This window comes from Flavobacterium pectinovorum, from assembly GCF_900142715.1.
GTDB lineage: Bacteria > Bacteroidota > Bacteroidia > Flavobacteriales > Flavobacteriaceae > Flavobacterium > Flavobacterium pectinovorum.
Genome location: NZ_FRBX01000004.1, coordinates 620,099 through 644,031 on the forward strand (window position 1 = coordinate 620,099; position 23,933 = coordinate 644,031).

The following is a 23,933-nucleotide window of genomic DNA, read 5'->3' on the forward strand; positions in this document are numbered from 1 at the left end:
AAGAAAAAAAAAGATGATTTACATGATTTTAATGTGAAATAACATTTGATTGTGATAAAGTCTTAATCTTATTGTAAACCTTGGTTTTGTTATGGTCAGCGGTTAAGATCTTCGTAAATTGTTGCTATAAATTTAAATTTTAAGAATATGTCACTTTTAGAAAACAAAGTAGCTTTTGTATCAGGTGGTGGTTCAGGAATTGGACGCGCTGTTGCAGAATCTTACGCTCGTGAAGGAGCAAAAGTAGTAGTTTCGGATATTAATGTTGAGCACGGGGAAGAAACCGTAAAAGTTATAAAAGATGCCGGAGGAGAAGCCTTTTTTGTAAAAGGCGATTCGTCTAGCGCAATCGACAATAAGCACATGGTTGAAGTAGCGGTTTCAAAATACGGCCGACTTGATATTGCGTGTAATAATGCAGGGATGGGCGGACCTGCAAAACCAACCGGAGAATATGAACCGGAAGCTTGGGATAAAGTAATCGCTTTAAATTTAAGTGGTGTATTTTATGCCTGTCGTTATCAATTAGAACAAATGGAGAAAAATGGTGGTGGAAGTATAGTAAATATTGCTTCTATTCACGGTCAGGTTGCGGCGCCATTAAGTCCGGCATATACAGCATCAAAACATGGAGTTGTTGGTTTAACTAAAAATATTGCTGCGGAATATGCACAAAAAAATATTCGCTGCAACGCTGTTGGTCCGGGTTATATAGAAACAGCTTTATTGAAAGATAATCTGAATAAAGAGGCGATGACTGCCATTGCTGCAAAAGCTCCAATGAACCGTTTAGGAACTGCCGAAGAAATAGCAGAACTTGTTACTTTTTTAAGTTCTGAAAAATCTTCTTTCACAACCGGAAGTTATATTATTGCCGATGGTGGATATACGGCGATTTAAAAATCAGTTTTTATAATATTAGGAAGCTGTCTGAAATTCGGGCAGCTTTTTTTATTGACTAAAATTTAAATTGAAAGCTAATTTTCTTATTAAAAATAAGTGGTTTTAGAAAATGATGCAAAATGAAATGAGTTCTGTTTACTTACAGAATACCCAATGAATATATGAATAGTTTGACCTTTGGTGCTTTATGTTTATAAATAACCTTACAATTTGTTTAAGTTATTGCAATATTCTCTTAACTTTAAAAACTTAAATTTGATATCTAAAACCCTATTTTTTAATCATATGAAAAACATTTACTCATTACGTCATTTAATGACTTTTTTAAGTTTTTTTTGTTGCTTTTCGATCAATCTTTTCGCGCAGACGATGCCGGATCCACAAACTTTGCCTTACACCCAAGATTTTCAGGGATTAGCTGCAGATGCCACTTTGTACCCTGCAGGTTTTCAAGGCTGGTCATCGAGCACTCCTTCAAGTTTACCAACACCATCCAATTTTACTGTTTCAGGTACTTTGGTAGGAAATAAAGATTTGACAGCAAATAGTTCAGCTAATACAACAAGTGGAAATGTACATAATTATAATGGTAAAATTGGTTTTTTGAATGCTGGATCATTTCTGGATTCATCAATAGGTTTTGCTTTTTCTACAGTTAATAATTTTGGTGTACAAGTGAAATACGATGCTATGGTAATTCGTAATCCTACAGGAATAGGAAGTCCTCCGACAACCCGTGTTAATGAATTTGTTTTGCAATATAGGGTAGGAACAACGGCTGATTTTACAACATTACCCTCAACGGTATATGTGAATAATTCAATTCAAAAAATTGGTGCAAATGACACATCTGGTCAAAACTCTCAAATAATTAAAGTAACATTACCTTCTGATTGTAACAATCAATCAATAGTTCAAATAAGATGGATTGCCAGACAATATTCAGGAAGTGGTTCAAGACCTTCTTTTGCAATTGATAATATTGATATTAGAAGTGATATTGTTGCTCCTGTTACTATTGCAGGTTATCCAAAAACATCTAATATTCGAGGAGAAGGTTTTGATTTTATCAATAAAATAGATGAAATCGGTAAAACGTATTATGTTCTCTTGCCGGCAGGAAGTTCAGAACCTACAATTACTCAAACAAAAGCAGGTCAGGATGCAACAGGAACAGCCGCTTTACAATCGGGAGTTTTAGATATAACAAATGCCTCTCAGGAATATGTAAAAACTTTTACGGGTTTAAATCTTAGCACAGCATATTCTGTTTTCTCTGTTTCTGAAGATCCTTATGGAAATATTCAGTCAGCCGTAAATAAAGTAGATGCTACAACTTCGAATGTTCCAACACCAACTATAGTTGCAACAGTTTCTTCACTGGATTTAGGATTCTTAGAACCAAATTATATTTCAGATAGTTTTAGTTATCAAATTTCGGCTTCAAATCTAACGGCTGATGTTGTGGTAACATCGACCGTATCAAATTTTACTATTTCTAAAGATAATAATACATTTTCATCTTCTATAACATTTGCTGCTGCTGATTTTGCTTTGAATGCATCTCAAACTGTTTATGTAAAATTTTTACCAGATGCAACCGGTCTGTTTTCGGGACAAATAACACATGAATCAACGGGCGCAATGAACAAAATTGTTGCTTTATCCGGAACAGGAATCAACCCTTATATACAAGGTTTTAACGATGCAAATGTTTTAGCAAATAGCGGCTGGAAACAATATAATACTTCTGGAACAACAAATAAATGGTCATATACAAATAGTGCCAGAAACGTAAACTCAGGATCAGGAGCTGTTTTAATGAATGGTTTTTCGGATAATGGTCCAAGCAAAGACTGGCTAATTTCACCAAAACTCCATTTAGATACTTTTACACAATATGCTTTACTGTCTTTTTACTCTCGTAAATTTTATGCCGGACCAAATTTAAAATTATTGGTTTCTACAAATTATGACGGAATAAGCAATCCGGAATTGGCAACATGGACAGAAATTGAGGGTAAATTTCCAACTATAACCGGAACTTACACACAGTCGCAATTTATAGATTTAAGCGATTATAAAACTCCGAATACTTATGTTGCCTGGGTTTATGAAACTACAGCCGGAGGAACAAATAATGCTGCCGAATGGTCTTTAGATGATGTTGCAATTACAAACGAAGCTGCTTATGTAGATTCAAACCCTGTTTTAGATTTTGGCGATGCAAACCCAAATACAATTTCTGCAAGTTTGTCATTTGTTTTTAAATCAAAAGGTTATGACGATATAACACTGACAGCTCCTGCAGATTTTCAGTTGTCTTTGGATAACGTTACATTTCAATCAAGTGTTTTAGTGAATGCAACAGATGCTTCAAATACAAAAACGATTTATGCGAGATTTACGCCTTCTTCAAAAGCATTAGCAATTTCAGGAACTGTAACAGTTACTGGTACAGGTTTAAACAAACAAATTGGTTTGTTTACAGGTTCTTCTATACCAAAAGCAGATACTTTTGATGTTGTAACATATAACCTTGAATTTTTTGGTACGGATGTAAGAGATGAAAAAAATGTTGAATTTGGTCCAACGAATGATGATTTACAAATTGAGAATGTTGCCAAAGTAATGAACAAATTAAATGCAGATGTTTATGTAGTTCAGGAAGTTTCTGATGATCCTTCTATTGATAAGTTGATTGCAAAAATAAATATCAACGGAAAAACATTCGACAAAACAATTTCGCCAACATGGTCGTATTCGTTTGAAACAACACCTAGTCCATATTTTCCACCTCAAAAGTTAGTGGTTCTTTATAATACACAAACCACTACCGTAAAAAAGACTCGTGTTATGTTTCAGGAGTTGTATGATGAAATACAAGCCGGAACAAAAACACTGCCTAATTATCCTGTAGCGGTAAAAGATCCGCCGGCAAATCCAAGTGCCAGTTTCTTTTCTTCAGGACGTTTGCCTTATTTGGTAACTATAGAAACGAATATTGGCGGAATCAAGAAAGAAATAAATCTTATCGATATTCACGCCCGTGCAAACAGCGGAAGTGATATTTTGAGATACAACATGCGTAAATATGATGCAGAATTATTAAGAGATAGCCTAGTTACGCATTATCCAGATGCTAATTTGATTCTTTTAGGCGATTTTAATGATGACGTAAAAGCATCAGTTATTACTCCAAATCCTTCTTCTTATGAAGCATTTGTAAATGATAAAGTTAATTTCGACGCCTTAACTTTAGAAATCAGCAAAGCAGGCGCTTCTAGTTTTTTAAGTTCCGGAGGATTTTTAGATCATATTGTTATTTCTAATGAATTATCAGATGAATATATTGATAAATCAATTGCTGTGTATGATCCGCGAAGTGATATTCAGGACTATACCAACACCACTTCAGATCACGGACCTGTAATTGCGCGTTTTGAATTGAAAGAGGATGTTTTATCAACAATTGATTTTGATGCTAAAAAAGGTTTTGCGCAAGCATATCCAAATCCTGCAACTGATGTTGTAAATATTGTAGTAAAAACAACAGACGAGAGAAACTTAAAATTAAAGCTTTATGATATCTCAGGACGTTTAGTTGGAGGTCCGATTGAAATAAAAGGTTCGCAGGATAGTAATATTGCCGCAGTTCAGGTAAGTAATTTACGATCTGGAATTTATGTTTACACCTTAAGTGAAAACAATAAAGTTGTTTTTAAAGATAAGATTATAAAGAAATAATCACAATAACCGGTATTAAAAAAAGGCTGTCTGAATCTCAGACAGCCTTTTTTGTATTTTATAAAAGCAGTAATTTTTTGATTTTATCGAAATCTGTTTTCGGGGATATTTCACAGAAATAATCCAATTGCCATTTTTGCGTTTTTTGAGCTTGTTTGCTCGAAGTTTCATCCCAGGGCGGATAAACTCTCGTGGCACGTATTCCTTCCTTTGCAGCAGTCGAAAAAATTCCCTTTTGTAACAAAATTGATTTCGGGAAAATAAATTGACCTGATAAATCATTTTTTCTAACACTTACAATCACAAAATCAATTGCATCAGAAAAATCAAAAGGCTCAATAATTCCGGTTGTATTTCGTTTCCATAAAGTTACAAACTGCCCTGTTTTTGTAGGCGTAATTTTTGCCGTTCTAAATTTAATAGTACGGCCTTCAATTTGAAAATCGTATGCATTATAATCCTGACTTTCTGCTTCTGGTTGAGGTTCAGTGCATTCAAAATTGCAATAATCATAAACCAATTCTTTGGCAATAATTAAATCGTTAGGGAATAGTTTTGTGTTAATCCAGTTATTTTTGATTGCCATTTTAAGAATGCTGATTTGTTGTTATTTTTCTTGAAAAGTACAACAAAAACAAGTTTAAAATGAAACATTCAAACCAAAATTTAACCCCCATTGAAATTGGTTGAAAGACTGTTCGCTTAAAGGATTTATATAATAATTCATTGCAGGCTCAACAAAAACATTTGTTTTTTTATAAATGCGATATTGTACAGTAGTGCTTAATAGTGAGCCATATACATAATCGTTTGCGTTTACATTTTCACCAATAGAACTGCCATTTAAAGCCATATCGTTTGAAATTAATTTACCTACAAAACCACCGGTATTCAAACTAATATTGGTTTTGTTTTTATTAAAAATAGAATACGAAACCTCCAATGGTACCTCAAGATATCTTAAATTCTGATCCAGTTTTCCCGTTTCTAAATTATCACTTTTTAAAGCCATTATTGTATTAGTAGGCACAAATATATAATTGGCATTATTTGTAATATGAGAAGTAGCTACCGTTGCATTTTGGTTGAAATAATCACTTGAAGTCAAAAAAGCATTTGTAGTTCTCATATAAGAAACATTGGCAATGCTCTGACCCAATTCATTGAATTTTACGCCAGAACTTACAGCCCACTTTTTATTGATTTTATATTTCGTTTTTACACCGTAACTGTTACTTTGCTTAGAATCGTTGACGTTGCCTAAAGTTTTGTCATTTTTATAATTCTCAGAATTGGCAACTCCGGCAAAAACTTCCACAGCCCATTTTTCATTTTTAGCAATAGCTTTGTCTTCTTTTTCTTTTTTAGTTTCGGGAGTTACGGTAACAATACCTTTTTCTAAATTTTGAAGTTCAGCCAATTGAACAGAATCTTGTTTACTTAATGCATCACCAAATTTTGAAGTGCTTTTTTGATTATCAGCAATAGCTCTTTCGTTTGTTATGATTTCGTTTTTAAATCCTTTTGCAGCCGTATTTGTTTTTTGATCTTTATTTAATGCTGAATTAAAAGGATTTGAAGCCAGATTGTTCTCGTTTTTTAAATTCAGTTTATCTTCGAAAATAGAAGAAGGTGTTTGGTTTTCAGAACCAGAATTAATGGAATTTGTTTTATTCGGAACAACTGATTTTTCAGCTACAGCCTGATTTGCTTTTGCATTTTCAATATTTGAAAACTGATTTTTAGAACCAGAATTAAAGGTGTTTGTTTTATTAGTAACAGCTGATTTTTCGGCTACAGCCTGATTTGTTTTTGCATTTTCAATATTTGAAAACTGATTTTTAGAACCAGAATTAAAGGTGTTTGTTTTATTAGTAACAGCTGATTTTTCGGCTACAGCCTGATTTATTTTTGCATTTTCAATATTTGAAAACTGATTTTTAGAACCAGAATTAAACGAATTTGTTTTATTCGGAACAACTGATTTTTCGGCTACAGCCTGATTTACTTTTGCATTTTCAATATTAGAAAACTGATTTTTAGAACCAGAATTAAAGGTGTTTATTTTATTAGGAACGACTGATTTTTCGGCTACAGCCTGATTTGCTTTTACTTTTTCAGTATTTGGTATTTGAAATTTAGAAGGCGAATTAAATGTATTTTCATTATTCGGAACAAGAGATTTTCCAGCTACAGCCTGATTTGAATTTCTTTTTTCAGAATTTAATGTTTCAGCCTTAGAAGCGGTATTAAAGCCATTCTCATTATTTGGGGCAAATGATTTTTCGGCTACTGCCTGATTTGGTTTATTTACTTCTAAATTTGATTTTCCATTTAAAACACCTTCTTTATTGCTTTTGTTTTTGGTGTTTATAGAACTGACTGTCGTTTTTTGATTTTGATTGATTTTAGAAGGATCGGATATGTTTTTTGTTTCTTTTTCAGATGAGTTTCCCAGCGCAACAGCGTTTTCTGCACTTTTTATTTCGTTGATAATTGTATCTTTCTGAATATTGTTTTCTTCAATGCTTCTTGTTTTTGAATCATTTAAGTCTGTATTTTTCTCGTCCAGAACAACATTATTATTTTTAGAGCTATTATCAATAGTTTTAATTCCTGCATCAGAACTAAAATGTAAAACAGTTGGAAGCATTAAACCCAATAACAAGCATGCGGCAGCAGACCACCAAAGAATCGCTCTTTTTTTCTTTTTTGGTTTGTCTAGTTTTTCTTCAATCTGACTCCATAATTCAGGAGGCGGAACACTTGAAAAGTTTTCCATTGATGAAAAAATATCTTCTATATTTTGCTTTTTCATGCTGTCTTAAAATTTTTTATGCTCAAAATTCTCTTTTGCAAAATGCGCTTGGCCCTGTTTAAATTTGATTTTGATGTTCCTTCTGAGATCTTTAGTAATTCGGCTATTTCCTTATGTTTCATTTTTTCAAAAACATACAAGTTAAAAACCGTCCTGTATTGATCTGGTAAATCCCGAATATATTCTAACAGTTTTTCTTGTTCTATTGGCGGGATATCCAGTTCCTGTTCTTCAATAAAATCGGTATCAGGATCAAAAACATCCAAAAAGAAACTTTCTTTTTTCTTTTTATTTAAAGCCTCAATGAGTTTGTTTATAAAAATTCGCTTCATCCAGCCTTCAAAACTTCCTTCAAACTTAAACTGATTTATTTTTTGAAAAACAACAATAAATGCTTCCTGAAAAACATCCTTTGCATCATCTTCGTTTTTCATATATTTTAAGCAAATGCCATATAAAACCGGAGAGAACAACTGATAAATTTTCAGTTGTCCCTCTCGTTCATTTTGCATGCATTGGCGAATATATTTTTCTAAATCGTCTTTCAAAAAGTGGTTAGATTTGTTTTGGCAAAATTAGCTTTTTTTAACTCATTTAACTATCTTTTAAAAATAGTCCGGGTAGCGTCTGAGTTATTGCTTAAAATGGTTAGGTTTTGATTATCAAGCTTTTCGATTACATAAGTTTTACCTTCAAACGAAATAAGGTCATGTTCCAGATTATCTGCTGCACCAAGGCCTTTTCCAATTTCATAGCTGCTGTTTCTAATCTCTACATCATTTTTATACGTGATCACCCTTCCATCAGAAGTAAAAACTACTTTTTTAGTAAATCCACTTGTTTTTGGTGTAGCCGTGTAAGGATTATTGGTTCCTCCAATAGATTTTTCCCAAATCCAGGTATTTACTATCGCATTGGAATTTATTGTCTTTTCTGTAGCACAAAAGCTTGAAAAAAGACAAAAGGCAATAAAAAACAATAAAATTCTTTTCATAATCGGATTATTTTAAACTTGTAATTTTATCCTGAATGGCTTTTTTGAAAAGTTTTATAGCGTCGCTTTGATCTGCAGTATCATAAGTATCAATGAAAATTTTAGTAACAGTTCCTGCCTGACGCATTTGAAAATAAACGCCGCCCTGATCTGCAGTATCCGGAGCACCGTACGTTTTGGTCTGACCTTTAATATTTAAAATTTCAGCTGGAACATTTTTTAAGAACAAAGTATATTCGCCTCTTTTTATTGTGCTGGTATATTTGTATTGCTCAAAACTATAACTTCCGTAAGCAACATCCTGAAATTTAAGAATGTTAAAATCATTTAATTGATAGAAATTACGAATACTGCCAATGTTTCCAATAATAATATTATCAGGAGACTCTGAAGTTTTGATAAAAACAAGTGGTTTTTTAGTTGCAGGAATTAAAATAAAGTCTGAAGGATAAGTTGGTGTTTGTGTAATTTGTTCACCTGCCTGTGGGCTTTTTTCATAAAAGGTGATAATCATTTGACAGCTATTTTCATACATAGAAGTGACTTTAATTTCATATCCGCTTGTTGGTTTTGCTCCGGCATAAACCCCAACTAAATGGGTTTTTGTAAAATCAATATTAGGATCACTGGCAACAGCACAAGTGTTTTCATGCTTTGTAAATGCCTTATCCATACTTTCCTGAGTATCTATATAAATAGCCTGAGGGTTATTAGGCATATTTTTTACACTATAATTACATAAAAGAGGAAATCCTGTAAAAGGCACATTTACATCAGGTCCGCAATCTGTATTAAAATCATCGTTGTTAAGGGAGCAGGCACTAATTCCAAAAGCTATAAATAAGCCAAGCATTATTTTTTTCATGATATTTTTTTAATAGGTTATATTTAATAGATAATCATCTTTTAAAAAGGTTGCGTAGAACGGTTTTTTTTGAGCGTATTTTTTTGAAAAATGGTTCAGAATGTTTGTTTAATTTTGAATTGATAATAATTCGTGAAATTTAAATTTTAAAATTCGGGACTACGTATTATTGCGTACTTTTACTTAAAAAACAACTTAGTTATGTTCGACTTCCTTCCATTTTTATTGGTTTTTATAATCGCATTGCTACTAGGTATTTACTTTGGAAGAATATTGTTTTCGGCTAAATTTCAATCTGAAAAAGTTAGCTTGGAAGAAAGATTAAATGCCAATGTAAATCAGTATCAATTGCAGAAAGAGCAATTTGAAAATGACAGAAAAAATTTTGAAAGACTTTTGCAGCAAAATAATCTGGAAAAAGAAAATATCAGAACCGAAAAGGATAGTCTCGCCATACAGCTTTCAAAGAAAGAAGTAGATTTTGAAAATTTATGGGAAAGGCATAAAGAACAAAAAGCAGAAATAACAGAGCTTCAGGAAAAATTCACCAAAGAATTTGAAAATTTGGCGAATAAAATTCTCGAAGAAAAATCGGCAAAATTTACAGAACAAAACAATGAAAATATGAAAAGTATCTTGTTGCCTTTACAGGATAAAATTCATGTTTTTGAGCAAAAAGTAGATCAGACACACAAAGAAAGTATTGACTATCATGCAGCTTTACGTCAGCAAATTTTAGGTTTAAGTGAAATGAATGCTCAAATGAGTAAAGAAACCTTAAACTTAACAAAAGCATTAAAAGGCGATAGTAAAATGCAGGGAAATTGGGGCGAATTGGTTCTGGAACGTGTTTTGGAAAAATCCGGACTGGAAAAAGGAAGAGAATACGAAGTACAGCAAAGTTTTACCAATACAGAAGGAACGCGTGTTTTGCCGGATGTTGTAATTAATTTACCAGACGGAAAGAAAATGATTGTCGATTCGAAAGTTTCTTTGGTAGCCTATGAAAAATGGATCAACGAAGAGTCTGAGATTCTTAAAAGTGATTTTTTAAGAGAACACGTGCTTTCGATTAAAAGACACGTAGAACAGCTTGGGAGTAAAAATTACCATGATTTATATCAAATTGAAAGCCCGGATTTTGTATTGCTTTTTATACCAATAGAGCCCGCTTTTGCGATTGCTTTAAACGAAGATTCTACGTTATACAACAGAGCTTTTGATCGCAATATTGTAATTGTAACGCCAACCACATTATTGGCCACTTTACGCACCATTGATAGTATGTGGAGCAATCAGAAACAGCAGGAAAATGCTTTTGAAATTGCAAGACAGGCCGGTGCATTGTATGATAAATTTGAAGGTTTTGTAACCGATTTAGTAAAAATTGGAAACAAAATAAAAGATACCAAAACCGAATATGAGAATGCAATGAACAAACTCGTTGATGGAAAAGGTAATCTAATTTCGAGTGTAGAAAGATTAAAGAAAATGGGAGCGAAGGCCAAAAAATCGCTTCCGGAAAATATTATTACAAGAGCCGCAAATACAGACGAAAGTCAATCCCTAAATTAAAACCTAACCAAACAGAATAAAAACATGACTACAGATTTTAAGCCCGTTTCATCATCAAAAATTAGTATTTCCGAATTAATGTTACCATCGCATACCAATTTCAGTGGTAAAATTCATGGAGGATATATTCTTCAATTATTAGATCAGATTGCCTTTGCTTCGGCATCAAAATTTTGCGGTAATTATTGTGTTACGGCTTCAGTTGATACAGTGAATTTTTTAAAGCCTATCGAAGTAGGAGAATTAGTTACAATGAAGGCTTCCGTAAATTACGTAGGACGCAGTTCCATGATTGTAGGCATACGTGTTGAAGCTGAAAATATTCAGACTGGTGCCGTAAAACATTGTCTTTCGTCTTATTTTACAATGGTAGCAAAAGATAAAGAAGGCAAAAGTGTGCAGGTTCCAGGGCTTATTTTATCTAGTTTGGATGAAGTACGCAGATTTAGAAAATGCATCAAACAAATAGAAGCTAAAAAAGAATTAGAAGATCATGCAAAAATTACGAATGTAAATTCTATAGAAGATTTGGCAAGTTTAGATAAATACAATGTTTTGTTAGAAATAGGATAATTCTATTTAAAATGATTTTTGTAAATTGAAATCTATTATTAAAAAGAAGAGAAATGGTCAAATTTGGATATACAATATTATATGTAGAAGATGTAGAAAAGTCGATTGTGTTTTATGAAAACGTTTTTGGTTTTTCAAGAAAATTTATTACACCTGATAATGATTATGGTGAATTGATTACTGGCGAAACTACGCTTTCATTTGCATCAAAAAAACTGGCAGCACAAAATTTAGAAGATGGTTTTATTGAAAGCAGTTTAGAAAACAAACCTTTTGCAATAGAAATAGGTTTTATAACCGATGATGTGCCCGAACTTGTACAAAAAGCAACTTCGTTTGGTGCAATATTGGTAAAAGAACCAACACAAAAACCGTGGGGTCAAGTTGTAGCGTATGTGAGAGATCTTGATGGTTTTTTAATTGAAATTTGTACCGAAGTTGAAGGATAGGAATTTAATTCACAAATTAATTATCATATAGTTCCTACGGGATACTTTGAAACACACATATCCACTTCAAAGTGTCCCGTAGAGACAATACTTCATCACCAATATTTCTGCCTCATTCTGCATTTGAAGAGCAAAAACATTTCACAAATATTTAGCATAATACCAGCGACTAAGCTCCGGAAAATTACGTAACTTTAAGTGTATATATAAGTTGCTATATTTAACGGAATAACTGCCATTCGATTTTTCAAAACTGATTTTTTCAGTTGTCTATTTTAATTTAAAAAATGGAGTGACATAATTGTTTAATTGCTGACGATTATGAAAAGAACTACTTTACTTATTTTGCTTTTTACTGCATTTTCTTTGTATGCTCAGGAAAAATTTACAACCAATACAGCCACAGTAAATTTTGAGGCATCCATTCCTCTTTTTGAAGAAATAAAAGCAGTAAATAGATCGGCTGTGATAGTTTTAGAGCCTAAAACCAGTACATTTATTTGTACAGTTATAATCAGAGATTTTCGATTTAAATTAGATTTAATGCAAGAACATTTTAATGAAAACTATTTAGAGAGCCATCGTTATCCTAAAGCCGTTTTTAAAGGAAAAATTGCAAAATTTGATATTAAAGATATTGATGACGCCGAAAAGGAATATTTGATAAAAGGAAAATTAACCGTACACGGAAAATCACGAGAAATTGAAGTAAAAGCCTTGTTGAAAAAAGTTAATGAAGGAATACAAATTCATTCTGATTTTCCAATTTTGGTATCTGATTTTGATATTTCAATCCCGATGAAAATCGGTTCAAAAATCTCATCGACTGCAAATACAGGTTTGACCGGAGTTATTAGAAACGAGGAATTGGCTCTTTTAACTTTAAAATAAAAAATCATGACAAACTATGAGAAAGTGCAGTTTCGATATCAGTAAATTGAAACTCAAAACCCGTTTGTTGTATTTTTTCAGAAGAAACTCTTTGTCCTTCCAAAACAGCAACACTCATTTCGCCCAAAGCAAAGCGAATTAAAAAAGCAGGTACTTTTGGGAGCCAGATTTTATATCCGTACAGGCTAGCCAGAATTTTAGAAAATGAGCCATTGGTAGTATTGTCTGTAATCGCAGCGTTATATGCACCGTGCATTTCCGGATCAATGACAGCTTTTAAATAAATCTGGCACAGATCTTCAATATGAATCCAGGGCAAATACTGTTTTCCGGAACCTAAAATAGTGCCAAAACCTGCTTTGAATGATGGATTAATCTTTTTAAGAAAGCCCTCATTTTTTCCAAAAACAATTCCAGTCCTTACTTTTACGGTTCTAATTCCTAATGAATTAATTTCATCAACAGCATCTTCCCATTTTTGGCAGGTTATCCCTAAAAAGTCATTTGCCGGAGGCTGGTCTTCGGTACAAATTTGTTTGCTGGTATATGCGCCGTAAATTCCAATAGCCGAAGCCGAAATAAATGCATCCAGTGATTTGTTTTTCTTCTTTAAAATATTAAAAATTAGTTTGATTGGTTTTGTCCGACTTTCCAGAATTGCTTTTTTGCGTTTTTCTGTCCATCGTTTTTCAACAATTCCTTCACCTGCTAAATGAATAATATAATCTGCCTTAAGGACGGCTTCTTCCTCTATAAAATCATTTTCTAAATCCCATTTGTAATAAGTGATTAAAGGAGTATTTTTTCGATCACTGCGGCTTAGTACAGAAACCGAAAAACCATTAGCAATTAATACTTCGGTTAAGTATTTGCCAATGAACCCTGATCCGCCGGTAAGTAAGACATTTTTGGACATGATTTATAATATATTTAACAGTGCATCTTGTTTAGCGATTAGTAAAGATAATTAAACATTGCTTACCTTTAAGGCGAATTCTAAATTAATTAAAATGGATACTAAAAAGAAGATAATCAACAAAGAAGATATCGTTTCGCTATACATGAATGAGATTTTAGAGAAAGGGCAAAAGCCAAAATCTGTATACCATTTTGCAAAAGAAAATGATTTTGAAGAAACAGAATTTTATGCTTTTTTTGGAACATTGGAAGGTTTAGAAAAAGAAATTTTCAGGCTCTTTTTTGTCAATACAGTTGATTTGCTTCATAAAAATGCAGATTACCAGGAGTATGATATGAAAAACAAAATGTTGAGTTTTTACTTTACTTTTTTCGAAATACTGACTGCCAACAGAAGTTACGTCCTGCAATCATTAAAAATAGATAGAAATCCCTTAAAAAACCTTTCGCAATTATCATTGCTTCGAGAAAGTTTTAAAGAATATGTTTCAGAAATCCTGACAGATGATTATAGAATTGAGCAGGAAAAATTTCAAAAATTTCAGGAAAAAGGAATTCAGGAATCGGCCTGGCTGCAATTAATGATGACGATTAAATTCTGGATGGATGATGCGTCTCCGGCTTTTGAAAAAACGGATATTTTTATCGAAAAATCGGTAAACGCTTCGTTTGAGTTAATGAATGTTGCGCCATTGAACCATCTTTTAGATTTCGGAAAATTTCTTTTTAAAGAAAAAATATACAACAAACAATGAAAACAATAGATTATATACCAACCTCAAAAATAGAAAGAGCCGGAAAACTAGTGCAGACTGGTGCCAAAATTGGGGTAAACTACGTTAAACATTATGCTGAAAAAATAGTAAATCCTGATTTAACCCGCGATAAACTCAACGAGAATAATGCTGAAGATATTTACGACGGTTTAAAAAGCCTAAAAGGAAGCGCACTTAAAGTGGCGCAAATGCTAAGTATGGACAAGAATTTTTTGCCTCAGGCTTATGTAGAGAAGTTTTCGCTTTCACAATTTTCTGTTCCGCCATTATCTGCCCCATTGGTTTTAAAAACATTTAAAACTAATTTTGGGAAAACACCTTATGAAATCTTTGATGAGTTTAATGCAAACTCTGTAAATGCAGCAAGTATTGGGCAAGTGCATTTAGCAACTAAAAATGGTAAAAAGCTAGCCGTTAAAATTCAATATCCGGGTGTTGCGAATAGTATTTCTTCAGATTTGGCTTTGGTTAAACCTATTGCAATCAGAATGTTTAATTTGCAGGGAAAAGACTCTGACAAATATTTTAAGGAAGTTGAAGATAAACTGATAGAAGAAACGAATTATTTATTAGAACTGGAACAAAGTAAGGAAGTTGTAGAAGCTTGCAGTAAAATAGAAGGTATACTTTTTCCGAATTATTATCCTGAGTTTTCATCAGAGAAAATTATTACGATGGACTGGATGACGGGGATTCATCTTTCTGAGTTTACCGCCATTAATACAAATCCTGAAGTTGCGGATAAAATTGGGCAGGCACTTTGGGATTTTTATATGTATCAAATTCATGTTCTTAGAAAAGTTCATGCAGATCCACATCCGGGGAATTTTTTGGTAGATGATCAAAATAATCTGATTGCTTTGGATTTTGGCTGTATGAAACAAATTCCGACAGACTTTTACGTGCCTTATTTTGAGTTAATCAATAAAAACGTGATTACAGATCCAGCTCTTTTTAATGAAAAATTGTTTGAGTTAGAAATTCTTCGCCCGGACGATTCACCTTCGGAAATTGAATATTTTACAGAGATGTTTCATGATTTATTGTCACTTTTTACAAAACCTTTTCAGGAAGAAACATTTGATTTTGCAGATGAAACTTTCTTTGAAAATATTGCCAAATTAGGCGAACGCTTTTCTAACGATACCAATCTCAAAAAAATGAACGGAAATCGCGGTTCTAAACACTTTATTTATATGAACCGTACTTTCTTTGGCTTGTATAATTTGATGTTTGATTTAAAGGCGAAGATTAAAGTAGATAATTATTTGAAATACTAGGAATATAAAATTCCAATCCCGAAGTGTCGGGATAAATTCCAAATTCCAATTTTTAGGAAACTTTTGTCAAAGGTTTTTGGAGAGATTTCTCTTTAATAAGGAATCTGATTTCCGCTATATCAAAAGTCATTATTTTATCATTAAGTCCCAGCGGGGACGTTATATTTATAGAATTTATGTGTTTTTTGAAAAGAGCCCCTTAGGGGTGACATATTCTACAAGCTGAAAGATAGATTTCGCTCCGCTGGAGCTTTAAAATCAATCGTGTATATATTCTATAAATATAACGTCCCCTCTGGGACTTGCTTTGTCTTTATTTTTTTTCTTTGCGTGTGCAAAACTTTGTTAAGTTTAAATTTTTGACAAAGGTATCTAATCGCTAAACAATTGGAATTTGGAATTTTTATATTGAAATTTTACTTTTTACTTTTGGAATTTATTTAATAATTCCAGCCTTATAAGTCGCAATCGCGCGATCTCTTGCAAAGGCATGATCAATCATTGGTTCGTTATAACCAAAATCAAATTCAGGGATCCATTTGCGAATGTAGATTCCTTTTTCGTCAAATTTCTTTTGTTGAATTTCGGGATTAAATACTCTGAAATAGGGTGCAGCATCGCAACCTGTTCCGGCAGCCCATTGCCAGTTTCCTACGTTGGATGCCAATTCAAAATCTAACAGTTTCTCTGCAAAATAAGCTTCGCCCCATTGCCAGTTAATTAGCAAATGCTTGCATAAAAAGCTTGCTACAACCATACGCACACGATTGTGCATATATCCGGTTTCGTTAAGCTGACGCATTCCTGCATCGACCATGGGGTAACCTGTAGTTCCGGAACACCAGCGTTTAAAATCGTCTTCGTTATTACGCCACTGAATTCCGTCGTAAGCCGATTTGAAATTGTGATTTACAACACTAGGAAAACTAAATAGAATCTGAATAAAAAATTCTCTCCAGATTAATTCACTTAAAAACGTTTGATTTTTCTTGTTTGCCCAGTTTACTAATTTTCGAATACTAACTGTTCCAAAACGTAAATGTGGTGAAAGATACGACGTACTGTCCAAAGCCGGAAAATCACGAGTTTCTTTATAATTGGCAATTTGAGTTAAGTTATGAGGAAGTACTTTTATGCTGTTTTCTTCAAAACCTATTGCTGCTAATTTTGGAAAGGGAAACTGATTTTTTGCAAAATTTTTTAATAAAGCTTTTGTTTCATATTCTGGGGCTTGTCCTGAAAGATGGTATTTTTCCAGCCATTTGTTTTTGTATGGTGTGTAAATCGTGTACGGAAGCCCATCTGCTTTTGTAATTTCTTTTTCTTCAAAAATCACATGATCTTTAAATGAAAAAGTTTCGATATTATTTTCTTGTAGTAAAGAAGAAATTGCCAAATCTCTTTTGATAGCAAAAGGTTCATAATCTTTATTGAAGAATACTTTTTGAATATCGAATTCTTCCAGAAGTGATTGCCAAACCAGAAGTGTTTTTCCTTTTTTAATTAAAAGTGAAGTGCCAAATTCTGAAAGTTGAGCATTTATTTTTTGAAGTGAATCATAAATAAAATTTACTCGCGCATCATTTTTAGGAAGATTTTCCAGAATTTCATCATCAAAAATAAATAACGGAATTACGGGAAAATCAGATTGTAAGGCTTCAAATAATCCTGTATTATCTTCTAAACGTAAATCACGTCGAAACCAGAAAAAAGTAACTTTTTGTTTTGTCATTTTATTGATTCTCTTTTTTTTTGCCACGAATTCACGAATTTTTTAGTTATTTTAATTCGTGAATTCGTGGCTAATTTTAGATATAATCTTTTAAATCTTAAAATCTGTGGCAAAAAAACAATTTATGTTTTAGCTTTGAATAATCCATCGATTGTGTTGCGACGGTAATCAAAGATAGTTTTGAGTTTGTTTTTAACTACCAAAGTATTCATGATGCGACCCAAAAATCCTAAAGGCAATGCATAATGAACAATATCTGTCATTTTTGTCCCATTTTCTGTTGGCTCAAAAAAATGTTTGTGATGCCATAATGCATAAGGGCCAAAACGCTGTTCGTCAACAAAGTATTTGTTTTCTTCTGAAACTGTAATGATCGTCATCCAGTTAATTTTGATGCCGAGAAGAGGTTTTAGCGTATAGGTGATAACTTGTCCGGGATACATACGTTTGCCGTCATAATCCTGAATTTCGAAAGTCATATCCTTAGGTGTTATGGTTTGAAGATTTTTTGGACTTGAGAAAAAGTCCCAACATTCTTCAATTGTGGCGTTTAAATGCTGAACGGTTTCTAATTTATATACTTTCATGAAATTAATTATTACGAATTGTTCTTGAAGACACAGTTGCGTTAGGGATTGTAGTGGAGCTCTTTTTTTGAGAGGCTTTGCCGAACAAAAAAAAGCGGGAACGGAAAGCCCGACCCTTGGGGGACGCCCAAATTATTCTACATTTTATAGTATTTGAAAGGCACAAATAACATTCCGAAACATTCTCCGTGCTCTTTTCCTAAATGTTTATGATGTATTTTATGTGCTTTTCGTAAACCGATGAGGTATTTGTTTTTGGTGTTTTTAAACCATTTAAAACGCTGGTGAATCAAAACATCGTGAATTAAAAAATAGCATATTCCGTAAAGTGTAACACCGCAGGCGATAAAAAATAAATAGTTGAATCCGCCCTGAACTCCAAAATAAAAAAGAGTTATACTTGGAATAGCAAAAATGACAAAGAAAATATCATTGCGCTCAAAAGTATTTTCGTATTTGGGCTGATGATGATCTGCATGGAAATACCACATTAAACCATGCATAATGTACTTATGCGTAAGCCAGGTAATGCATTCCATGAATAAAAAAACACCTAAAAAGATTAAAAAAGAAATCATTTTGTATTTGTTGAAGTTATTATTTTAGTTTCGGTTTGTCATTTCGACGAAGGAGAAATCTCATCCAGAGAGCGACGTACTGTATGTCTTTACTTTATGTGATTTCTCCTTCGTCGAAATGACAAAAATCGGGTAGATTTTTTACACCAATTTCAATTTGTAAGTTACAAAAGATTGTGCTAAAAGCCCGGCTTTTGTGTAATTTGAAACTCTTATTCTTGAATTTCCAATTTCATAATAAGGTGTGTTTTTAAGTTTTTTGAGCAGTTTTTTGTAATAAACATAAGCTGTATAAACTCCAAATTTGGCTTCGATAGGCAATTTTACAATTCCCTGATAAGCAATTCTGAAATCTTCTTCAATTTCTTTGATGATGGCAGTTTTTGCATTTTCATCAAAAGATTTTAAATCAACGCCCGGAAAATAATTTCGGTTTAAAACCAAATTATCATCTTTTAGATCCCGAAGAAAGTTTACTTTCTGAAAAGCCGATCCCAGTCTCATTGCTTCGTGTTTGAGCTGTTCATATTTTTGATTGTTTCCTTTTACAAAAACTTTCAGGCACATTAGACCCACAACATCGGCAGAACCATAGATATAATCTTCGTACTCTGTTTGTGTGTCGTAATTTGATTTAATGAGATCGAGTTTCATGCTTTTTAAAAATGCCTGAACAAGATCATCAGTAATATTATATTGTTTTACAGTATGTTGAAAGGAGTTTAGAATGGGGTTTAAACTAATTCCGTTTTCAATGGCTTTGTAATATTCTTTTTCAAAATCGTTGATGAGGTTTTCTTTGTCGTAATCATGAAATGAATCGACAATTTCGTCTGCAAAACGAACAAACCCATAAATACTGTGAATACCATCTCTAATGCTTGGTGATAACATATTTACCGCCAGCGAGAAGGATGTGCTGTAGTTTTTGGTTACCAACTTACTACATTTAAAAGAAACTGTATCAAATAGTGATTTCATCTTTTTACGGTCTAATAGATTTTTGAATTAACTCGGCAACCAATTTTCCTGAAATTAAAGCTGGCGGAACACCTGGTCCGGGAACAGTTAACTGCCCCGTGAAATATAAGTTACGTACTTTTTTACTTTTTAGTTTTGGTCTTAAAAAAGCAGTTTGTAATAATGTATTGGCCATTCCGTATGCATTTCCTTTGTATGCATTATAATCTGTCACAAAATCATTTTTACAGAATGACTTCTTAAATATAATATTATTTTTAACGCCTTGTTGTGTAAGTTGCTCAAAACGAGTGATTATCTTTTCAAAATACTCCTCTCGAAGTTCTTCACTATCGTTTATTCCTGGCGCTAACGGAATAAGGAAAAATCCACTTTCCATTCCTTCCGGCGCTGCTGTTTTATCTGTTTTTGATGGAAAATTGGCATAAAACAAAGGAGCATCCGGCCATTTTGGATGATCGTAAATATCAGCCGCATGCTGATTAAAATCTACATCAAAAAATAAAGCATGATGTGTAGTGTTTTCTATTTTTTTATTAAAACCAACAAAAAAGAGTAGGGAAGAAGGTGCAAAAACACGGCTTTCCCAATATTTATCAGAATAAGCTCTGAATGTTTCGTCTAATAAAGTTTCGGTATGGTGATAATCTGCTCCACTTAAAATAATATCTGCATTAATGATTTTTCCATTAATTATAATTCCTGTTGCGGTTTTGTTTTCGACTACTATTTTTTCGATTGGTGAATTGGTTTCGATTGTAACTCCCAATTCGAGAGCTAATTTTTCTATTCCCCGAATTACATCAAACATTCCGGTTTTTGGATGCCAGGTTCCTAAACCAAAATCGGCATAATTCATAAAATTATAAAACGAAGGTGTTTTAGATGGCTTGGCTCCGAGAAATAGAACGGGAAATTCAAGAATCTGAACTAATCTTTCGTTTTTGAACTCTTTTCTAATGTCGTTGCTGACAGTGCTAAAAAATTGATTGAGCTTTAGAATGGTTTGTGGCGTAATTAATTCTAATGGTGAAACTCCGGGACGATAAACCAATTCTTTAATAGCAATATCATAATTGCTTTTTGCTTGACTAATGAAACCTTCAAGTTTTGCACCACTTCCTTTTTCGATATTTTCAAAAGTGGATTTTATTTCTTCTAAATTATCATAAATATTAATGAAGTCATTTATCCCGAAATAAACCCTATAAGCAGGATTTAGTTTTATTAGTTCGTAATAATCAGAGGTTTTTTTGTTAAAGTCATGAAAGAAACGTTCAAATACATCGGGCATCCAATACCAGCTTGGCCCCATGTCGAAGGTAAAGCCGTCTTTTTTAAATTGCCTTGCGCGACCGCCTATTGTGTCGTTTTTTTCGTAAATAGTGACTTTGTTTCCTTGTTGAGCCAGGTAACACGAAGCGGCTAATGCAGAGAAGCCTGATCCTATTATTGCGATTGTTTTTGTCATTTGTTTAACAAATATACAAAAACTTTAAACAAAATATTAAATCGATTCTATTGTTTCTTCCATCGAGTCAAAAATTCTGATTCTGTCAGGTAGATTTTTATCTATATGTTCAGTCATTTTACCCATAAGCCATATTTCATTGGTTTTTTGAAGTAATTTTTGCCCCATCGTTTTTACATATTGATTGATAACATTGCGATCAGGCTGAATAGTCATAAAAGAAACAAACGTGATGTTTTCAAAATGTTTGGTAAGATCCTGAAGATTTTCGATTGGCATGCTTTCTCCTAAATAAATGGTTTTGTATCCTTTAGATAAAATTTCATATTGCAGATACAATAATCCAATTTGGTGAATTTCGTTTAAAGGCAGCGAAAGAACAAAAATTCTGTCGGTTTTGGTTGGTTTAAGTATTTGAAGGCTTTCTGTATAAATTAAAATCTTTTGTTTGATCAAATGACTCATGAAATGCTCGTTTGCCGGAGTTATCGTTTCAGATTGCCAAAGTAATCCGAGTTCTTTTAATAAGGGAAGAAAATGTTCTTTAAAAACTTCCTTAAACGATTTTTCAGAAATAAGCCAGTCGAATGTATTGAAGAAAATTTCCTGGTCAAAATTCATCATTGCCATTTTAAATGAGGTAATGGCATAGTTTTGAGCATTTTTCTTTGATATAATCTCACGAACTAATTGTGGGATTTTTTCTTCGGGAAAAGTTGATATTTTAGAAATTTTATAACCGTAGTCGTGCAGTAAGGTTATATTTAAAAGTTTTTGTAGGCTGTGTAAATTATAAAGACGAATATTAGTATCCGTTCTCATGGGTTCAAGAATATTGTATCTTTTCTCCCAGATACGAATTGTATGTGCTTTTATTCCTGATAGGTTTTCCAGATCCTTTATGCTGAAAACAGTCTTTATGTTGTTTATCATTGTAGATTAATTGGGTGAACAAAAATAAAACAAAATCTGACATTACCTTTAAAACTTGATTAAAATGATGATTTATAAGAACTTTGTAGTATGATACTGATTTAATTTGTCGAGATACAAAATCGTTTTAGTACCATCTTTGCTTCTGTTGTACATTGTTTCGAATTTTGCGCCATAAATAATCTCATTAAATGTATAAGATGTTCGTGCTGCAACTGTATTACTAAACATATCATCAAAAGTAGTAATGAAGACCAGAATTTCACCGTGAGTCTTTTTGAAATCATCTTCTGTAAAATTATACAACGGACTTTCTTCTGTTATGGCATGTACCAATGTCCAGCTTAATGAAAGTGCATTTATCCGGTCTAATTCGAGATCAAGAGTATAGAATTTATTGGTTCTGGCGCCATTTTCTTCAACGCTCATTCCTAAAGTGATTTTTGCTTTTGCATCTGTAAAATTGGTGTTCTTAAAAGGAACAACCCGAATCATTAATGCTTTTTGTTCTTTATAAGGAGAAATTAATGCGTTGTGTGAAAATTTTAAAAAAGCGGTTGGTTTACTAAATCTTCCAAAAAATAATCCTGTCGCAATGGCAAAACTCAATAAACCGATTAAAGCTTCGGCAGCAGATAAAGCGCTGGTCAAAAAACCGGTTGGACTAATATGTCCGTAACCAACGGTGGTAAAAGTTTGTGCACTAAAAAAATAAGCCTGACCAAATTGGGTTAAAACACTTTGCGATTGTGCAATTCCGTCAAGATGTTCTATGCCGATTGCATAGTATAAAATAGCAAAAATGAAATTAATTATAATGTAAAAGGAAAATAGAATAAACATGAATTTCCAGTTTGGCATGTCGATCATGGTGTGATACCAACTAATTCGACGCAGTAAATTCATTCCTCTTTTTTCAATATTAGCAGTTCCGTTTTTGTTTACAAATCTCCCTCCGTAACTGTTTGCATTGGTTCCAAAACCAGAATTTTCGTCTGTCTTGGCTTTATTGTTTAGTATTTTAAGAAGTGCCATTGAAAATTAATTTATCGAACAAATGTAGTAATATCTTTTGTACAGAGTTGGTAGGTAATTAACAGAAAAAGCAACCTGAAAAAAAAATGATTTTACAGATTGCTTTGTGTTTTTGTTTATTCAATTTTATTTGCAGAAAGTTGCCCTGTTTTTGATGGCACTTTGGCTTCCTAATTCGATTGCTTTAGAGAAATCTTTACATGATTTCTTTTTTTCTCCCATTTTATTGTAACAAAGTCCTCTAAGATTTAAGGCAACATAATCTTTAGGATTCATCATTAGACAATAAGAGCAATCTTCGACTGCAGCGTCGTAATTCAATAATTTGTACTGTACGTTTGCTCTTCCTGTAAAGGCGTCAGAATTCATTGTGTCTAACTCTATTGCTTTAGTAAAATCAGCAAGAGCTCCTTGCAAGTCATTTAATTTGTATTTTGCCACGCCTCTGTTTGCGTAAGCTTCTACAAAATGCGAATTCATGCTGATGGCTTTGGTGTAATCCGCGATAGCACCTTTTGTATTGCCGGCTTCGGCTTTTTTCATCGCCTTGTCAAAATAAGCAGTTGCAGATTGTGCCCATGTAAGGCTGGTAATCATCATAAATGATACGAGTAGTAGGTGTTTCATAAACTAATTTGGGGTTAGGTTAATGGTTGATTAATTTCGAGACGAATTTAGCAAAAGTTTTATTTTGTAAAGTGATTTCTTGTAAAAAAAAAGTGAGGAAATGATGAAATAATTGAGTATGTATTTGCCAGTTTAAAAAACAATTAATAGCAGATATATTTTTGTGTGATAAAATAAGTTTGTAAACTAAATCAATATAT

The 23,933-nt window shown here is 32.8% G+C and carries 22 protein-coding genes; 8 read left to right on the forward strand and 14 right to left on the reverse strand.

Annotated elements, in window-relative coordinates:
- Nucleotides 1–147 precede the first annotated feature (147 nt).
- Complete coding sequence (locus tag BUE22_RS16545) at nt 148–900, forward strand: SDR family NAD(P)-dependent oxidoreductase (RefSeq protein WP_073396583.1); 753 nt, start codon at nt 148–150, stop codon at nt 898–900.
- A gap of 288 nt (nt 901–1,188) precedes the next feature.
- Nucleotides 1,189–4,650, forward strand: a complete 3,462-nt coding sequence (locus tag BUE22_RS16550; protein WP_073396586.1) for a T9SS-dependent choice-of-anchor J family protein — start codon at nt 1,189–1,191, stop codon at nt 4,648–4,650.
- 58 nt (nt 4,651–4,708) lie between these two features.
- Here BUE22_RS16550 and BUE22_RS16555 read toward each other — a convergent pair whose 3' ends face one another.
- The 5 genes from BUE22_RS16555 to BUE22_RS16575 all read right to left on the reverse strand — a co-directional run bounded on the left by BUE22_RS16555 (nt 4,709) and on the right by BUE22_RS16575 (nt 9,327).
- On the reverse strand, nt 4,709–5,236 hold the full coding sequence (locus BUE22_RS16555) for a MepB family protein (RefSeq protein ID WP_073396588.1): 528 nt from the start codon (nt 5,234–5,236) through the stop codon (nt 4,709–4,711).
- A 54-nt stretch (nt 5,237–5,290) separates the two neighbouring features.
- Nucleotides 5,291–7,468, reverse strand: coding sequence for a hypothetical protein (locus BUE22_RS16560; RefSeq protein WP_073396590.1), 2,178 nt, complete (start codon nt 7,466–7,468; stop codon nt 5,291–5,293).
- Nucleotides 7,465–7,980, reverse strand: coding sequence for an RNA polymerase sigma factor (locus BUE22_RS16565; protein WP_262489598.1), 516 nt, complete (start codon nt 7,978–7,980; stop codon nt 7,465–7,467). The genes BUE22_RS16560 and BUE22_RS16565 overlap by 4 nt, the downstream gene beginning before the upstream one ends.
- Before the next feature lie 86 nt (nt 7,981–8,066).
- Nucleotides 8,067–8,462 (reverse strand): hypothetical protein, encoded by a 396-nt coding sequence (locus BUE22_RS16570; protein ID WP_042567330.1) that lies wholly within the window; start codon nt 8,460–8,462, stop codon nt 8,067–8,069.
- Between the two features lie 7 nt (nt 8,463–8,469).
- A complete protein-coding gene (locus BUE22_RS16575) occupies nt 8,470–9,327 on the reverse strand; it encodes a protease complex subunit PrcB family protein (protein WP_073396595.1) in 858 nt (285 codons plus the stop codon).
- Between the two features lie 201 nt (nt 9,328–9,528).
- Between BUE22_RS16575 and rmuC the strand changes: the two genes are divergently transcribed.
- The 4 genes from rmuC (at nt 9,529) to BUE22_RS16595 (ending at nt 12,815) form a co-directional block, all read left to right on the forward strand.
- Entirely contained in the window at nt 9,529–10,902 is a 1,374-nt protein-coding gene (gene rmuC / locus BUE22_RS16580) for a DNA recombination protein RmuC (RefSeq protein ID WP_073396598.1), read from the forward strand.
- A 24-nt stretch (nt 10,903–10,926) separates the two neighbouring features.
- Nucleotides 10,927–11,475, forward strand: coding sequence for an acyl-CoA thioesterase (locus BUE22_RS16585; RefSeq protein ID WP_042567333.1), 549 nt, complete (start codon nt 10,927–10,929; stop codon nt 11,473–11,475).
- 53 nt (nt 11,476–11,528) lie between these two features.
- Nucleotides 11,529–11,924 (forward strand): VOC family protein, encoded by a 396-nt coding sequence (locus BUE22_RS16590; RefSeq protein ID WP_073396601.1) that lies wholly within the window; start codon nt 11,529–11,531, stop codon nt 11,922–11,924.
- Between the two features lie 321 nt (nt 11,925–12,245).
- The gene (locus BUE22_RS16595) at nt 12,246–12,815 is read left to right on the forward strand and encodes a YceI family protein (RefSeq protein WP_042567335.1); all 570 of its coding nucleotides are present in this window, start codon (nt 12,246–12,248) and stop codon (nt 12,813–12,815) included.
- 4 nt (nt 12,816–12,819) lie between these two features.
- Here the strand turns inward: BUE22_RS16595 and BUE22_RS16600 are convergent, their stop codons facing one another.
- Nucleotides 12,820–13,731 carry a TIGR01777 family oxidoreductase gene (locus BUE22_RS16600; protein ID WP_073396603.1) on the reverse strand — a complete coding sequence of 304 codons (912 nt, stop codon included), beginning with the start codon at nt 13,729–13,731 and terminating at the stop codon, nt 12,820–12,822.
- Nucleotides 13,732–13,825: 94 nt separating this feature from the next.
- Here BUE22_RS16600 and BUE22_RS16605 point away from each other — a divergent pair, with 94 nt between their 5' ends.
- Nucleotides 13,826–14,488, forward strand: coding sequence for a TetR family transcriptional regulator C-terminal domain-containing protein (locus BUE22_RS16605; protein WP_042567337.1), 663 nt, complete (start codon nt 13,826–13,828; stop codon nt 14,486–14,488).
- Nucleotides 14,485–15,789: an ABC1 kinase family protein gene (locus tag BUE22_RS16610; protein ID WP_073396605.1), complete on the forward strand. Its 1,305-nt coding sequence runs from the start codon at nt 14,485–14,487 to the stop codon at nt 15,787–15,789. The genes BUE22_RS16605 and BUE22_RS16610 overlap by 4 nt, the downstream gene beginning before the upstream one ends.
- A 436-nt stretch (nt 15,790–16,225) precedes the next feature.
- On the opposite strand, the gene BUE22_RS16615 is transcribed toward BUE22_RS16610, so the two are convergent.
- From BUE22_RS16615 to BUE22_RS16650, 8 genes are all read right to left on the reverse strand, one after another.
- On the reverse strand, nt 16,226–17,521 hold the full coding sequence (locus tag BUE22_RS16615; protein ID WP_073396607.1) for a cryptochrome/photolyase family protein: 1,296 nt from the start codon (nt 17,519–17,521) through the stop codon (nt 16,226–16,228).
- 122 nt (nt 17,522–17,643) lie between these two features.
- Nucleotides 17,644–18,108 carry an SRPBCC family protein gene (locus BUE22_RS16620; RefSeq protein WP_073396610.1) on the reverse strand — a complete coding sequence of 155 codons (465 nt, stop codon included), beginning with the start codon at nt 18,106–18,108 and terminating at the stop codon, nt 17,644–17,646.
- Between the two features lie 137 nt (nt 18,109–18,245).
- Complete coding sequence (locus BUE22_RS16625) at nt 18,246–18,686, reverse strand: sterol desaturase family protein (RefSeq protein WP_042567341.1); 441 nt, start codon at nt 18,684–18,686, stop codon at nt 18,246–18,248.
- A gap of 141 nt (nt 18,687–18,827) precedes the next feature.
- Complete coding sequence (locus BUE22_RS16630; protein WP_073396613.1) at nt 18,828–19,667, reverse strand: phytoene/squalene synthase family protein; 840 nt, start codon at nt 19,665–19,667, stop codon at nt 18,828–18,830.
- 4 nt (nt 19,668–19,671) lie between these two features.
- A complete protein-coding gene (locus BUE22_RS16635) occupies nt 19,672–21,138 on the reverse strand; it encodes a phytoene desaturase family protein (RefSeq protein WP_073396616.1) in 1,467 nt (488 codons plus the stop codon).
- 36 nt (nt 21,139–21,174) lie between these two features.
- On the reverse strand, nt 21,175–22,071 hold the full coding sequence (locus BUE22_RS16640) for a MerR family transcriptional regulator (RefSeq protein WP_042567344.1): 897 nt from the start codon (nt 22,069–22,071) through the stop codon (nt 21,175–21,177).
- A gap of 72 nt (nt 22,072–22,143) precedes the next feature.
- Nucleotides 22,144–23,106, reverse strand: a complete 963-nt coding sequence (locus BUE22_RS16645; protein WP_073396619.1) for an ion channel — start codon at nt 23,104–23,106, stop codon at nt 22,144–22,146.
- Nucleotides 23,107–23,232: 126 nt separating this feature from the next.
- Nucleotides 23,233–23,733 (reverse strand): tetratricopeptide repeat protein, encoded by a 501-nt coding sequence (locus tag BUE22_RS16650; protein ID WP_242607255.1) that lies wholly within the window; start codon nt 23,731–23,733, stop codon nt 23,233–23,235.
- Nucleotides 23,734–23,933: the final 200 nt, after the last annotated feature.

Coding starts and splice junctions, on each gene's coding strand:
- BUE22_RS16545 (WP_073396583.1), top strand. CDS start 148: ATGTCACTTTTAGAAAACAAAGTAGCTTTTGTATCAGGTGGTGGTTCA.
- BUE22_RS16550 (WP_073396586.1), top strand. CDS start 1,189: ATGAAAAACATTTACTCATTACGTCATTTAATGACTTTTTTAAGTTTT.
- BUE22_RS16555 (WP_073396588.1), bottom strand. CDS start 5,236: ATGGCAATCAAAAATAACTGGATTAACACAAAACTATTCCCTAACGAT.
- BUE22_RS16560 (WP_073396590.1), bottom strand. CDS start 7,468: ATGAAAAAGCAAAATATAGAAGATATTTTTTCATCAATGGAAAACTTT.
- BUE22_RS16565 (WP_262489598.1), bottom strand. CDS start 7,980: ATGCAAAATGAACGAGAGGGACAACTGAAAATTTATCAGTTGTTCTCT.
- BUE22_RS16570 (WP_042567330.1), bottom strand. CDS start 8,462: ATGAAAAGAATTTTATTGTTTTTTATTGCCTTTTGTCTTTTTTCAAGC.
- BUE22_RS16575 (WP_073396595.1), bottom strand. CDS start 9,327: ATGAAAAAAATAATGCTTGGCTTATTTATAGCTTTTGGAATTAGTGCC.
- rmuC (WP_073396598.1), top strand. CDS start 9,529: ATGTTCGACTTCCTTCCATTTTTATTGGTTTTTATAATCGCATTGCTA.
- BUE22_RS16585 (WP_042567333.1), top strand. CDS start 10,927: ATGACTACAGATTTTAAGCCCGTTTCATCATCAAAAATTAGTATTTCC.
- BUE22_RS16590 (WP_073396601.1), top strand. CDS start 11,529: ATGGTCAAATTTGGATATACAATATTATATGTAGAAGATGTAGAAAAG.
- BUE22_RS16595 (WP_042567335.1), top strand. CDS start 12,246: ATGAAAAGAACTACTTTACTTATTTTGCTTTTTACTGCATTTTCTTTG.
- BUE22_RS16600 (WP_073396603.1), bottom strand. CDS start 13,731: ATGTCCAAAAATGTCTTACTTACCGGCGGATCAGGGTTCATTGGCAAA.
- BUE22_RS16605 (WP_042567337.1), top strand. CDS start 13,826: ATGGATACTAAAAAGAAGATAATCAACAAAGAAGATATCGTTTCGCTA.
- BUE22_RS16610 (WP_073396605.1), top strand. CDS start 14,485: ATGAAAACAATAGATTATATACCAACCTCAAAAATAGAAAGAGCCGGA.
- BUE22_RS16615 (WP_073396607.1), bottom strand. CDS start 17,521: ATGACAAAACAAAAAGTTACTTTTTTCTGGTTTCGACGTGATTTACGT.
- BUE22_RS16620 (WP_073396610.1), bottom strand. CDS start 18,108: ATGAAAGTATATAAATTAGAAACCGTTCAGCATTTAAACGCCACAATT.
- BUE22_RS16625 (WP_042567341.1), bottom strand. CDS start 18,686: ATGATTTCTTTTTTAATCTTTTTAGGTGTTTTTTTATTCATGGAATGC.
- BUE22_RS16630 (WP_073396613.1), bottom strand. CDS start 19,667: ATGAAATCACTATTTGATACAGTTTCTTTTAAATGTAGTAAGTTGGTA.
- BUE22_RS16635 (WP_073396616.1), bottom strand. CDS start 21,138: ATGACAAAAACAATCGCAATAATAGGATCAGGCTTCTCTGCATTAGCC.
- BUE22_RS16640 (WP_042567344.1), bottom strand. CDS start 22,071: ATGATAAACAACATAAAGACTGTTTTCAGCATAAAGGATCTGGAAAAC.
- BUE22_RS16645 (WP_073396619.1), bottom strand. CDS start 23,106: ATGGCACTTCTTAAAATACTAAACAATAAAGCCAAGACAGACGAAAAT.
- BUE22_RS16650 (WP_242607255.1), bottom strand. CDS start 23,733: ATGAAACACCTACTACTCGTATCATTTATGATGATTACCAGCCTTACA.